General features: G+C 64.6%; 13 protein-coding genes. 6 read left to right on the top strand and 7 right to left on the bottom strand.

The window, feature by feature from the left end; translation table 11 throughout:
- Positions 1-114 precede the first annotated feature (114 nt).
- Positions 115-957, top strand: a complete 843-nt coding sequence (locus DIE15_RS04865; RefSeq protein ID WP_124832520.1) for an alpha/beta fold hydrolase — start codon at positions 115-117, stop codon at positions 955-957.
- A 51-nt stretch (positions 958-1,008) separates the two neighbouring features.
- Here the strand turns inward: DIE15_RS04865 and DIE15_RS04860 are convergent, their stop codons facing one another.
- From DIE15_RS04860 to DIE15_RS04850, 3 genes are all read right to left on the bottom strand, one after another.
- Positions 1,009-1,362 carry a hypothetical protein gene (locus tag DIE15_RS04860; RefSeq protein ID WP_057925770.1) on the bottom strand — a complete coding sequence of 118 codons (354 nt, stop codon included), beginning with the start codon at positions 1,360-1,362 and terminating at the stop codon, positions 1,009-1,011.
- Positions 1,362-1,856, bottom strand: a complete 495-nt coding sequence (locus tag DIE15_RS36865) for a hypothetical protein (RefSeq protein ID WP_185734369.1) — start codon at positions 1,854-1,856, stop codon at positions 1,362-1,364. The genes DIE15_RS04860 and DIE15_RS36865 overlap by 1 nt, the downstream gene beginning before the upstream one ends.
- A 147-nt stretch (positions 1,857-2,003) precedes the next feature.
- Complete coding sequence (locus DIE15_RS04850; RefSeq protein ID WP_124832518.1) at positions 2,004-2,624, bottom strand: TetR/AcrR family transcriptional regulator; 621 nt, start codon at positions 2,622-2,624, stop codon at positions 2,004-2,006.
- A 95-nt stretch (positions 2,625-2,719) separates the two neighbouring features.
- Here DIE15_RS04850 and DIE15_RS04845 point away from each other — a divergent pair, with 95 nt between their 5' ends.
- Positions 2,720-3,961 carry a glycosyltransferase gene (locus DIE15_RS04845; RefSeq protein ID WP_124832517.1) on the top strand — a complete coding sequence of 414 codons (1,242 nt, stop codon included), beginning with the start codon at positions 2,720-2,722 and terminating at the stop codon, positions 3,959-3,961.
- A 24-nt stretch (positions 3,962-3,985) separates the two neighbouring features.
- Here DIE15_RS04845 and hutC read toward each other — a convergent pair whose 3' ends face one another.
- On the bottom strand, positions 3,986-4,681 hold the full coding sequence (gene hutC, locus DIE15_RS04840) for a histidine utilization repressor (RefSeq protein ID WP_057925766.1): 696 nt from the start codon (positions 4,679-4,681) through the stop codon (positions 3,986-3,988).
- 493 nt (positions 4,682-5,174) lie between these two features.
- On the opposite strand from hutC, the gene DIE15_RS04835 reads away from it, so the two are divergent.
- The 4 genes from DIE15_RS04835 (at position 5,175) to DIE15_RS04820 (ending at position 8,314) form a co-directional block, all read left to right on the top strand.
- Positions 5,175-5,948 carry an ABC transporter substrate-binding protein gene (locus DIE15_RS04835; protein WP_057925765.1) on the top strand — a complete coding sequence of 258 codons (774 nt, stop codon included), beginning with the start codon at positions 5,175-5,177 and terminating at the stop codon, positions 5,946-5,948.
- A 174-nt stretch (positions 5,949-6,122) separates the two neighbouring features.
- Complete coding sequence (locus tag DIE15_RS04830; protein WP_057925764.1) at positions 6,123-6,812, top strand: ABC transporter permease; 690 nt, start codon at positions 6,123-6,125, stop codon at positions 6,810-6,812.
- Complete coding sequence (locus DIE15_RS04825) at positions 6,809-7,522, top strand: ABC transporter permease (protein WP_057925763.1); 714 nt, start codon at positions 6,809-6,811, stop codon at positions 7,520-7,522. The genes DIE15_RS04830 and DIE15_RS04825 overlap by 4 nt, the downstream gene beginning before the upstream one ends.
- A gap of 24 nt (positions 7,523-7,546) precedes the next feature.
- On the top strand, positions 7,547-8,314 hold the full coding sequence (locus DIE15_RS04820; protein ID WP_057925762.1) for an ABC transporter ATP-binding protein: 768 nt from the start codon (positions 7,547-7,549) through the stop codon (positions 8,312-8,314).
- Positions 8,315-8,598: 284 nt separating this feature from the next.
- Here DIE15_RS04820 and DIE15_RS04815 read toward each other — a convergent pair whose 3' ends face one another.
- The 3 genes from DIE15_RS04815 to DIE15_RS04805 form a co-directional block, all read right to left on the bottom strand.
- A complete protein-coding gene (locus DIE15_RS04815; RefSeq protein ID WP_124832516.1) occupies positions 8,599-9,573 on the bottom strand; it encodes a hypothetical protein in 975 nt (324 codons plus the stop codon).
- 105 nt (positions 9,574-9,678) lie between these two features.
- Entirely contained in the window at positions 9,679-11,322 is a 1,644-nt protein-coding gene (locus DIE15_RS04810) for a DUF2334 domain-containing protein (RefSeq protein WP_057925760.1), read from the bottom strand.
- Between the two features lie 12 nt (positions 11,323-11,334).
- Positions 11,335-11,637, bottom strand: coding sequence for a hypothetical protein (locus DIE15_RS04805; protein ID WP_242431790.1), 303 nt, complete (start codon positions 11,635-11,637; stop codon positions 11,335-11,337).
- Positions 11,638-12,150: the final 513 nt, after the last annotated feature.

Below are 12,150 nucleotides of genomic sequence, written 5' to 3'. Positions count from 1 at the left end.
ATGCGAGGGCGGTGGGGGCTTGCTTGACGCCGTGCGCGTCGCCGGGCCACCATCGTCGGCATTCGATGCGGCATGCCCCCGTGCGGCCGCCTTCATGCAGACGACGACACACACATGACTGAAATCGTGACCGAGGAGACCTGGGTCGAGACGCCGCAAGGGCGTCTCTTCGCGACGCGCTGGCGCGGTGCGCCGGCACTGCAAACGGCCGTGCCTGAGCCGACCGCGCCTGAGCTGGCCGCGCCTGAGCCGGCCGCGCCCATCGTGCTGCTGCACGATTCGCTCGGCTGCGTCGAACTATGGCGCGACTTCCCCGCGCAACTCGCGCGCACCACCCGACGCGACGTGATCGCGTACGACCGGCTAGGCTTCGGCCGCTCCGATCGCCATCCGGGGCACCTCGCCACGACGTTCGTGCGCGACGAGGCCGATCACGGATTTCATGCGCTGCTCGAACGGTTCGGCATCGATGCATTCGTCGCGTTCGGGCACAGCGTCGGCGGCGGCATGGCGGTCGGATGCGCGGCCGCGTATCCGGCGCGTTGCCGCGCGCTGGTGACGGTCGCCGCGCAGGCGTTCGTCGAGGATCGCACGCGCGATGGCATTCGCGACGCGGCGCAGCAGTTCGATGCACCCGGCCAGCTCGACCGGCTCGCACGCTATCACGGTGACAAAGCCGAATGGGTGCTGCGTGCGTGGGTCGATACGTGGCTGTCGCCGGCGTTTCGCGACTGGAGCCTCGACGACGAACTGCCGCGCGTGCGCTGCGCGACGCTTGCGATTCACGGCGAGCAGGACGAATACGGGTCGGACGTGCATCCGAAGCGGATCGCCGCGCGTGTCGCGGGGCCGTCGTCGTTCCTGCTGCTCGATGGATGCGGGCACATGCCGCATCGCGAGCGGACCAACGACGTACTCGGGGCCGTCGCGACGTTGCTGCGCGACGCGCTCGCCTGAGCGCCCGAACTTGATGCGACCGGCGGGCCGAGCCCGCCGGCGCTCGGAACCTCAGAACGACAGCTGGATCGCGAGATCGATCGCGAGCAGCGCGATCGAGCAGCCGATGCCGAGGACCACGTTCGGCAGGCGGTGCTCGAAATCGCGATGGTCGCGGCGCATCGCGGCGCCGAGCAGGAAGATCGCCTCGACGACGATCTGCAGCCCGACGAACAGCAGCATCAGCAGATACTCGTAACCCATCTGCTTGAACGCGGCGAATTGCATCCCGTGATCGCGGATCCATTGGCCGACGCGCAGCAGTTCGTAAACGAACAGCAAGGCGGGAAACAGGTAGCTGATGAAATACGTCGGCGCGGTGGCGTGCCGTAGTTCGAGGTGGAAGTGCTGATGCGTGGTAGCCATCACGAAGCCCTCCTTGCAACGCATGATTGCGGTCGCGACGGCGGCGCAACGACGTGCGGACTAGGGGATTGCCCGATGCATCGTGCGCGGCCGTACGACACCAGCATACTGCTGCGCAGGAAATTTGGCATCCCGTCCGTGCGTGCGTTGTAAAAATCCCGCGCATCGCGCGACGCAATCGGCGGTCCGCGCGCGCCACGCGATGCGTCGGCAGACCGCGTGTCGCCCGTCGTGCCGGGCGGCAGCCATTCCAGATGGCGTTCCAGATCGCCGGCCAGCGCGCGCAGCGCGCTCGACGTGCTCGACGTGCGTATGAATTGCGTCAGCGCACGGGGCACGTTCGATGCGGACGCACCTTCGTGCCCGAGCGTCGCCTGCGCGGCCGTGAACGCCTGCCGCGCGGCAGCCAGCGTGCCGCGCGCATGCGGCGCGAGTTCGGTATCGAGCGGCGCGAACAGCGCGGCGGTGTTCGCGAGCGCCGCGTTTGCGCGCATGCCCGCGCGATCGAGCGGCGATCGGAGCGTATTGCGGCGATGTCGGCAATTTGTACGCGAAGCACGTCGAGCGTAGCGGGCACGGTCGGCCGAGCGATCGGTCATCGCTCGGGCGGCTCCGAGTACCTGACGGGCCGCAGTGGCCGCTCACGGCTTTGCCTGCGCGCCTTCGACGAACAGCTTCGCGACTGCTTGGAATTCCCGCTTCAGCGACAACCCCGGCACGCTCAGCCAGCGCAGCATCGCCGCGAGATACAGGTGATGAAACCAGGTCGCGAGCTGATCGGCGGCCAGCGCCGGATTCAGTTCGCCCGCCTGCTGGCCGGCCGCGATCAACTGCTGCCACACGAGTGCGACGTCGCCGCCGTTCTCCTTTCCGCTTTCCGTTTGCGCCGCACCGATGCTGAGGAGTCGATGCCGCAGGTACGCGAGCAGGTACACCGGATGCTGTTCGCACCATGCGGCCGACGCATCGAGCACGCAGGCGATTCGCGATGCGAAGGTTTTCCGTCTCGCGACGTCGCGCTGCAGATGTGCGAGGTCGCGCGCGAGTTCGCGTTCGAGCCAGTGCGCGAGCACGGCTTCCTTCGTCGGGAAGTGGTTGTACAGCGTGCGTTTCGCGACGTCGGCCTGCGCGGCGATTTGCTCCATCGTGACGGCGTCGTAGCCGTGCGCATCGAACAGGTGTGCGCCGGTGTCGGCGAGATGCGCGAGCATCTGGATGCGCTTGCGTGCGCGGCGGCCCGGATCGTCGGTCGTTGTCGGCATGGCTCGGGGATTGACGGAAAGTGCACGAATTACATTAGTATACGACGTGCACTTTTATGAATCCACTCGTTTGCAGCGTGCACGAGGAGTCATGCATGAAGCTCGTCATCGCCACTTACGGCACCGAAGGCGACACGCGCCCGCTCGCTGCGCTCGGCCGCGCGCTGCTGGATGCCGGTCACGAAGTCCGGCTGCTGGCCGATGTCGCGACGCTCGGTTCGGCCGCCGCGCTCGGCGTGCCGTCCGAGCCGTTGTCCGGCGATATCCGCGCGGCGATCGCGCCGGATGGCCCATTGTCCGATGCGGTGCGCGGGCGCGGTGGCTTCAACGACACGTCGAGAGCGCTCGCGGCGATCGCGAATGCGAACACCGCTGCATGGATGCGCGAAGTCGCGCGCGCATCGGCCGGTTGCGATGCGATCCTCGTGTCGGGGCTGGCGTTGTTCGTCGGGCTGTCGGTCGCCGAGTATCGCGGCGTGCCGGCGATCGGCACGGGGATGATCCCGATCACGCCGACCGCGGCGTTCGCGTCGCCGTTCCTGCCGCCCGGCAAGGTGCCGCGCTGGCTCAATCGCGCCAGCCACCGGTTCGTGAGTGCGCTGCTGTGGCAGGCGTTCAGGAAGGCGACCAATGCGGCGCGCGCCGGCGTGTGCGGCCTGCCGCCGCGTCGGCGCGTGTGGACCGATCATCCGATGCTGTACGGCGTGTCTCCCGTGCTGCTGTCCGAGCCGGCCGACTGGCCGTCGAACGCGCTGGCATGCGGTCAGTGGCGCATCGATGCGCGGGCGTGGACGCCGCCGCCCGCGCTCTCGGCCTTTCTCGAAGCGGGCGATCCGCCCGTGTATATCGGTTTCGGCAGCATGGCCGGATTCGACCGGGCCGCGATGGCCGACGCGCTGGCGCGGGCGCTCGACGGCCGGCGCGCGTTGTTCCAGCCGGGCTGGAGCGGCATCGATGCGTCGATGCTGCCGGCGCATGTGCACGCGATCGGCGAGACGCCGCACGACTGGTTGTTTCCGCGTGTATCGGTGGCGATCCACCACGGCGGATCGGGCACCACGCATTCGGCCGCGCGGGCGGGTATTCCGTCGGTCGTCGTGCCGTTCGCGGGCGACCAGTTCTTCTGGGCGAACCGGCTGCAGCGGCTCGGCGTCGCGGATGCGCGGGTGGCGGGACGGCGGATGGATGCCGCCGCGCTCGCCGGCGCGATGGCATTCGCGGCGCGTGCCGACACGAAAGCGCGTGCCGCCGAACTCGGTGCGCGGATCGCGCGGGAGGACGGGTTGCGTGTCGCAGTCGATGCGATCGAGCGTTGGGGCCGGCCCGGCGCGCGCTGATCGTGCCGCGGGCCGGTGTCGGCGTCAGAAATGCCCGGTGAACCGGTAGCGGCTGCCCGGGTGCCACAGATTCGCGACCGACGCGACCATCCCCTGCGACCACGTACGCCGATGCAGCAGCAGGCAGGGCTCGCGTTCATCCATCGACAGGTGGCGGCGCGTTTGCGCATCGGGCATCGCGGCCTCGATCCGGTATTCGACCCGCTGCAGCGGCGCGACGCGCGTCAGGTACTGGTTCGGCGTCGTCGTCGTGAAGTCCTGCAGCGCGTATTCGGGCGCGCAGGCCGGATTGACCCAGCGTTCCTCGAGCTGCACGGGCGTGTCGTTCTCGAAGTGCAGCACGCGCGAATGGAAGATCGGGCTGCCCGTGTCGAGCTGCAGCTCGTCGGCGAGCTTCGCGTCGGCGATCGCCGCGCCGACCTCCAGCACCTGCGCACGGTATCCATGGCCGCGCGCGGCGACTTCATCCGAGATGCTGCGGATCGCGACCAGTGTCGATTCGTATTTCGGCGAAGCGACGTAGGTGCCGGAGCCGCGCGTGCGCGTGAGCACCTGCTCGGCCGTCAGCTCGCGCAGCGCGCGGTTGACGGTCATTCGCGCGACGTTGAATTCACGCGCGAGCTCGTTCTCCGACGGCACCTGGTCGCCTTCCGCCCACTCGCCCGCATGGATGCGCGCGAGGATGAAGTCCTTGATTTCCTGATAGATCGGTGTGGTCATTGCGTTGCTGTTCAAGAGGCAGCGGCCGCGTGCCGTCGCAGACCGGCCTTGGTGCGGTGTCCCGGCGCAGTGTACCGGGTTCGACGCCGCGCGGGCCCGACCGGGGGCCGTTGATTGGGGTTATTCCGGCGTGCGTACGGCCGAAGGGGCGCGGGCTCGCATGGCCGGATCGGCGGCGGCCGTCGCGCCGGAGAGGGCGGCAAGCGAAAAAGTATAGACAAATAATGGTGCGCCGGCGGTGCGCTGAACTCCCGATGAAAGCAATACTTTATCTGCATGTAATGTGTAGCGAATTGAAATATAAGGGAAATTCGCTCATGGAAACAATCCGCCGACAATTAGAGATAAACACGGATTGCCGACGGTGGCATGGAAAAGGCAAAGTTGTATGTACAACTTGGAGCGTCGTCGGACGGACGGCTTCCGGGTTGGAAGGGTTCGCGGCGGCGTCGCCCGACGGGACCCGTGCCAGTTCGCCTATTACAGGAACGCCATGAAGAAACTCGCGCTCAGTATTGCCCTTGCCTGCATCGCGGTCGGTGCCCACGCCAAGGATTGGACGACGATCCGGTTCGGCGTCGACGCCAGCTATCCGCCGTTCGAATCGAAGGACACAAGCGGCAAGGTCGTCGGCTTCGACGTCGATCTCGGCAACGAGATCTGCGCCCGCCTGAAGGCGAAATGCGTGTGGATCGAGAACGACTTCGACGGGATGATCCCGGCCCTGAAGGCGAAGAAGTTCGACGGCGTGCTGTCGTCGATGTCGATGACGCCGGCGCGCGCCGAGCAGATCGCGTTCTCCGACAAGCTGTTCAACACGCCGACGCGCCTCGTCGCGAAGAAGGGTTCGAACCTGCTGCCGACGGCCGAATCGCTGAAGGGCAAGTCGGTCGGCGTCGAGCAGGGCACGATCCAGGAAACCTACGCGAAGACCTACTGGGCGCCGAAGGGCGTGCAGGTCGTGCCGTACCAGAACCAGGACGGCGTGTACCAGGACCTGATGTCCGGCCGCCTCGACGCCGCGCTGCAGGATGCGGTGCAGGCCGATATCGGCTTCCTGAAGACGCCGCGCGGCGCGAACTTCGACTTCGCCGGCAAGGATATCGACGATCCGAAGACGCTCGGCAACGGCGCCGGCATCGGGCTGCGCAAGGACGATGCCGACCTGAAGGCGAAGATCGACCACGCGATCGCCGACATCATCAAGGACGGCACGTACAAGAAGATCGAGAAGAAGTACTTCGCGTTCGACGTCTACGGCGGCTGACCCTCCATGCGGCGCGCATCGGCTGTGGCGCGCGCCGCGTCCGTTATGGGTGCAACCCGCTGCGCGTGATGCGTTCGACTTGATGAGCAGGTTGCATCAGGTAGTGCGCAGATATCGTTTGATGCGCGGCTAATGGCTATTGACAATCCAGCCACCTCGTTCTGGATCCCTCATATGATCTTCCAAGGATTTGGCCCGCTGTTGTGGGCCGGCACGGTCGAGACCGTGAAGCTTGCGGTGCTGTCGCTCGCCGCGTCGCTCATACTGGGCCTCGCGGGCGCGGCCGCGAAACTGTCGACCAACCGCGTGCTCAAGTCGATCGGCACGTTCTATACGACGCTGATCCGCGCGGTGCCCGATCTCGTGCTGATGCTGCTGCTGTTCTACGGGATCCAGATCCTGCTGAACAACGTGACCGACATGCTCGGCTGGGACCAGATCGACATCGACCCGTTCGTGGCCGGCGTGATCACGCTCGGCTTCATCTACGGCGCGTATTTCACCGAGACGTTCCGCGGCGCGTTCCTCGCGGTGCCGCGTGGCCAGCTCGAAGCAGGCTTCGCGTACGGGATGAGCGGCTGGCGCGTGTTCCACCGGATCCTGTTCCCGCAGATGATGCGTTTCGCGCTGCCGGGCATCGGCAACAACTGGCAGGTGCTCGTGAAGGCCACCGCGCTCGTGTCGATCATCGGCCTCGCCGATGTCGTGAAGGCGTCGCAGGACGCCGGCAAGAGCACGCTCGATTTCTTCTTCTTCACGCTCGCGGCAGGCGCGATCTACCTCGCGATCACGACGGTGTCGAACGTCGTGCTGCACCACCTCGAGAAGCGTTATTCCGTCGGCGTCCGGAGGCTTGCACTGTGATCGAACTCGTCAGCCAGTACTGGCAAAGCTATCTCTACACCGACGGCTACCGTTTCAGCGGCCTCGCGATCACGCTCTGGCTGCTGGTCGTGTCGATCGCGCTCGGCTTCGCGCTGGCCGTGCCGCTCGCGATCGCGCGCGCATCGTCGAACCGCTGGATCTCCGGCCCGGTGTGGCTCTATACGTACGTGTTCCGCGGCACGCCGCTCTACGTGCAGCTGCTGATGTGCTACACCGGCATCTACAGCCTGCAGGTCGTGCACAACCACGTGCTGCTCGACACGTTCTTCCGCAACGCGATGAACTGCACGCTGCTCGCGTTCGTGCTGAACGAATGCGCGTATGCGACCGAGATCTTCGCGGGCGCGATCAAGGCGACGTCGGCCGGCGAGATCGAGGCCGGCATGGCGTACGGGATGTCGCGCTTCAAGCTCTATACGCGCATCATCCTGCCGTCCGCGCTGCGTCGTTCGCTGCCGAGCTACAGCAACGAAGTGATCCTGATGCTGCACGCGACGACGCTCGCGTTCACGGCAACCGTGCCCGACATCCTGAAGGTCACGCGCGACGTCAATTCCGCGACGTACATGTCGTTCCAGGCCTACGGCATCGCGGCCGCGCTGTACGCCATCGTCGTGTTCACGCTCATCTGGGCGTTCCGCAAGCTCGAGACGCGCTGGCTCGCGTATCTCGCACCGCGCGGCCATTAATGCATTCGCAACGAAGGACCAAGCATGTACAAGCTCACCGTTGAAAATCTCCACAAGAAGTTCGGCGACAACGAGGTGTTGAAGGGCGTGTCGATGAAGGCGAAGGCCGGCGACGTGATCAGCATCATCGGCTCGAGCGGCTCCGGCAAGAGCACGTTCCTGCGCTGCATCAACTTCCTCGAGCAGCCGTGCTCGGGGCAGATCACGATCGGCAGCGAGCCGATCCAGACCACACGCGATCGCAACGGCGCGCTGCGCGTGGCCGACCAGAAGCAGCTGCAGCGGATGCGCACGAAGCTGTCGATGGTGTTCCAGCACTTCAACCTGTGGGCGCACATGACGGTGCTCGAGAACGTGATCGAGGCGCCGATGGCCGTGCTCGGGATCGGCAAGGAAGAGGCCGTCGCGCGGGCGCGCAAGTATCTGGAGAAAGTCGGCCTCGCGCCGCGTGTCGAAGGCATGTACCCGTCGCACCTGTCGGGCGGCCAGCAGCAGCGCGTCGCGATCGCGCGTGCGCTCGCGATGGAACCCGAGGTGATGCTGTTCGACGAGCCGACGTCGGCGCTCGACCCGGAACTCGTCGGTGAAGTGCTGAAGGTGATGCAGAAGCTCGCCGAGGAAGGCCGCACGATGGTCGTCGTCACGCACGAGATGGGCTTCGCGCGCAACGTGTCGAATCACGTGATCTTCCTGCATCAGGGGAAGATCGAGGAAGAAGGCGATCCGCAGGAGATTCTCGTCAATCCGAAGAGCGAGCGGCTCGGGCAATTCCTGTCGGGGCGATTGAAGTAAGTCGCAAGACCGCGTGCGGCGAACGGGCGGTCTCGATGCGCACGTCCGGCACGCGGTGGCTCGTCCGGTTCTTCCTGGTTGTCTCCCGGCGCGATCGGTCATCGCGCCGTTTCTCTTCCTGATCTCTCCTCGCGCGCGTTCGCCCGTGCCGGCGACGCCGCTTCATTCGAATTCCAGACTGTTGCGTTGCTGAAAGCATCGCAAGCATCTGCGTGTGCAACCGTCAGCTTCGCCGCCGTTGCGCGGGGCTTGCCGTCTGCATGGGAACCCGGATGCGGACAGGATCAGGGGCTCGTCCTGGCCGGCTCGACCGCGGGCGGTTTGGTCGTCCTGTTGATGATGAGTTCGCGCGTGAGGTTGTCCGACACATAGTGCGGGCCATCGAACAGATAGACTGGATAGCCCCGATAAGTCGCCAGCTGCTTGCCCAGTTCCTCGGCGCTGGCCGCACGAAATCCACCATGCTCGGCAGGCCGGAAGGCTTCGGCGATCATCCGCACACGTCGTTTTCCGAGGCGCGCGGCCAGCTCGTCGAGGTAGGTGCGCGCGACGTAGGGCTCGCGCGCATAGACGCCGCAGCCATCCTGGAAGAACACACCGACGTCCGCGGGCAGCCACGATGCGAGCCAGTCGGCCAGTGCCTTTCCGCCGATATTGGTCTGATCGTAGACGCTGACCCAAAGCGGATGCGGCAAGCGCTTCAGAATCTCGGCAAGTTTCGGCGCATCCTGCCAGGTCGGATCGATTTCGACCGGGAAGTAGTAACCGGTCACGTGCAGCGGGACGTGCACGCGCGCCACCTCCGCGGACTGGTCCGCAAGCGTCGACAGATGGCTGCGTGCGCGCCTTTCGTCCTGGTAGCCGGCCAGGCCCAGGATGACGTTCCTGGCCCACGGCTCGCGACCGATGCGCTCCCAGTCGGGAAGGTGTGCCGCGGAACGGATGCTGGTGTTCGGCACGTACGCGGTATCGTCGACGACGCTCCACTGGATCAGCAGATCGTGCACGCCGAGCATCTGCCAGTTTCCGACGGGATTCGTCGTCGTGTTGTCCACCTGCCAGACGATTCCGTCGGCATGCACGTCGTGCGCCGTCCAGCTACACGCGGCCATGATGAGCGATGCGCCGATGGCCGCGAGCGTCGTCGCGCGGGACGAGCGCGGCGGCGCCTGCGCGTGCCGGCGTAGCCGACCTGCGAGCCGAAGCCAGCCCATACGCCGTCGAATTCCGCGCAAGGCCAGGATGGCGTACGTGATCATCGCTGCCTCCCCGGAAGCACTCATGCGCATCATCGTAGCCGATCGGATGCAGGCGTGCGACCCGCCTTGCTGCTGCGGGTCGCACGAGGCTTTCTCCGGCGCATGTCACTTGGCGGTCGTGCCGTCCGCCCACGTATAGCCGAGGTTCGTAATGGCGGTCACGAGACTCTGGAAGTCCTTGAACGCCGGCAATTTGAGGTCGGGTTCGAGCCAGTACGGATGGAAGAAGAACGACGCGAAGCCATCCCGTACCGCCAGGCCATACTGCGCATTGGTGACGAGTTGCTGCCACGTGTACGCGATGCACGAGAACGGGTCGATATTGCAGATGTTGTACTGGATGCTGCCCAGGTTCTCCGGAATGATCCGCTCACCGTAGTAATCGGAGTTGATGATGTACGGGAAGAACTGCCCGGCCGAAAAGTCCTGGTTGGCCGCGCCCGTTCCGATTTGCGGATTGGTCGACGTGTAGTAGACGGCCCGCTGGAACGTGGTCGGGAACGTCAGCGCCGTGGCCGCCGCTGCGTTCGGCGACATCTGGTACTGCGGCGCGGCCCAGCCGACGACCTTGTAGCCGTTGTTCGTGAACTCGAGGAGGCCATTGGCCATTCTGCCTTCCGCCCATTGAACGGAGTCCTCATCGACAGGACGATTCTGCACCGCGAACCAGAACTCGTAGTCGCTGCCGCTGACCGCGTTCTGCAGGTTAGGTGTCGAGTCGTACTGGTGCGTATAGCCGTGCATGATGATCGAGCCGCCGCGCGCGATCGCATAGTTCAGCGCACTCTTGAGGCCCGTCGCCTGCGCGAGGTGGATCGTTTCCGGGACGCCGCCGTTGTAATACCCGTTCGGATCGGTATACAGCGGGATGGTCGCCATCGTGAACTTGATCTTCTTCGTGGACAGGTAATCCGTCAGCTGTTTCATCGAGCTCGTCGTCGTGTATGCGTCGAGATCCTCGAGACGAACGAGCGCGCGGTGATTCACCGGTGCATTGGTCTGCAGGATGTCGTGCAGGATGTCGCAGATCACCAGGTAGCGATCCGTCGGGCCGATGTACGAGAACGGCATGTCCGCGAAATACCAGAACTTGCCCGAGCGAACGATGTACGGCGTGGTGGCGCCGCTCTTGCTGTTCTTCATGGTGACGAGCACTTGCGCCTTGGTGGTGTCGACGACCTGGGTCAGTCCGACATCGGGGTCCGCATTGATGACGCCCGTCGATGCGTCATACGCGTAGTACTTGACCATCGACAGGTTCTTGTACGTGACCGTGTCGTAGAAGCCGGGATTCGGATTGCTCGACGAAGGCGGCGCGTTCATCCCGGCAAGGCCCAGGAAGTTGATCCCGTAGGTCTGGTTGAACGTGTAGGCCGTGTTCCATGCGAGCTGCCACAGGTTGTACTTGAACCAGACCACGGTCTTCGTGGCGGTCATCACGTCGCTCATGAACGCCGTCGGAATGGGATTGTTGTAGTAGTCGCCGACATAGAACGTGGCGTCGTGGCTGCCGATCATGCCCGCCGTGTAGTTCTGTATCGGTACCAGATCGACGGTCGTATTGAAGTGACCGAGCAGGTTCCTCAGCATGATGCTGTACATGAGGCCGAGCTTCGAATACGGGTCGTTGGCCGGGTTGTCGTACAGCACGAGCGTGTGTGCGGTGGTGGCCTGCGCGTGCGCCGTGCCCGGCAATGTCATTTGCGCGAGTCCGGCAAGCAGGGCTATGACGATCAAGATCTTTTTCATGGCCGTTTCTCCCTAGTCACGTTCCACGTTGCCGCCGCTTCTCTTGACGAGGCTCCGGTTGAACTTGGGGCGCCCCGTCTCCTTGTATGCCTTGTCCCAATCCTCTTCGGACATGCCGGGTTTCACGTTAGCGTGGGCCGAGCCGTTCGGTAATGGAGGGGGCTTGATCTTGCCGGGAGGCGCCATGTTCGTCTGCTGCGCACTCGCCTCCGGGGCCGTGCCGACGACAAGTGCAGGGATCAATGCGACGAGTAGCCCGACGGCGCTCAACCCGTTTCGAAAAGATTGATTGCGATGCGAAGGCATGATTTTCATCCTTTGATATGCAAATTGAGTTCATCTCGTTCACGAAACGAGCATGGCGAAGTGCCATTCAGTATTCAGAATCGGGGCGTTATGTCGTGTTTTTTCCGCTCTTGATACCGGATAAAAAACGCAGCCGGATAGTCGTGTTTTCAAGCTAGATCCGTACCATCGGCCGCAAATGAGCACCGGGCCGACACGCCGAAATCGGCACGTCACGGCGGTCTGAAATTTGTTTCGATAAACGTTTCACGCATGCAACGCAGCCGTTTTTTTCGCGAATTCACTCCGAAAAACGCGTCACGCTTGTTCGGACGATTCAGGGGAAACCGGTTGCGCGCTGTGCGCCGCGGCAATCGATCCGGTTGGCTTGAACATGAAATATCGATTCGGACACCAGATTTTTTGCGTTCGAAATTGATCCTTCCCGCCACTGGGAGCCAAGCCACGTAACGCCGCCCCGATCGCGGCAACCGGGGCGCGCCGGCCGACCGGTGTCAAGCCGCTTTCGGCGGATCGATCGAC

The organism is Burkholderia sp. Bp9031, from assembly GCF_003857965.1.
In the GTDB taxonomy this organism is placed as follows: Bacteria; Pseudomonadota; Gammaproteobacteria; order Burkholderiales; family Burkholderiaceae; genus Burkholderia; species Burkholderia ambifaria_A.
The sequence above is the reverse complement of the archived record's forward strand: the minus strand, read 5'-3'. Positions and strand labels throughout refer to the sequence as shown.

Coding starts and splice junctions, on each gene's coding strand:
- DIE15_RS04865 (WP_124832520.1), top strand. CDS start 115: ATGACTGAAATCGTGACCGAGGAGACCTGGGTCGAGACGCCGCAAGGG.
- DIE15_RS04860 (WP_057925770.1), bottom strand. CDS start 1,362: ATGGCTACCACGCATCAGCACTTCCACCTCGAACTACGGCACGCCACC.
- DIE15_RS36865 (WP_185734369.1), bottom strand. CDS start 1,856: ATGCGCGCAAACGCGGCGCTCGCGAACACCGCCGCGCTGTTCGCGCCG.
- DIE15_RS04850 (WP_124832518.1), bottom strand. CDS start 2,624: ATGCCGACAACGACCGACGATCCGGGCCGCCGCGCACGCAAGCGCATC.
- DIE15_RS04845 (WP_124832517.1), top strand. CDS start 2,720: ATGAAGCTCGTCATCGCCACTTACGGCACCGAAGGCGACACGCGCCCG.
- hutC (WP_057925766.1), bottom strand. CDS start 4,681: ATGACCACACCGATCTATCAGGAAATCAAGGACTTCATCCTCGCGCGC.
- DIE15_RS04835 (WP_057925765.1), top strand. CDS start 5,175: ATGAAGAAACTCGCGCTCAGTATTGCCCTTGCCTGCATCGCGGTCGGT.
- DIE15_RS04830 (WP_057925764.1), top strand. CDS start 6,123: ATGATCTTCCAAGGATTTGGCCCGCTGTTGTGGGCCGGCACGGTCGAG.
- DIE15_RS04820 (WP_057925762.1), top strand. CDS start 7,547: ATGTACAAGCTCACCGTTGAAAATCTCCACAAGAAGTTCGGCGACAAC.
- DIE15_RS04815 (WP_124832516.1), bottom strand. CDS start 9,573: ATGATCACGTACGCCATCCTGGCCTTGCGCGGAATTCGACGGCGTATG.
- DIE15_RS04810 (WP_057925760.1), bottom strand. CDS start 11,322: ATGAAAAAGATCTTGATCGTCATAGCCCTGCTTGCCGGACTCGCGCAA.
- DIE15_RS04805 (WP_242431790.1), bottom strand. CDS start 11,637: ATGAAAATCATGCCTTCGCATCGCAATCAATCTTTTCGAAACGGGTTG.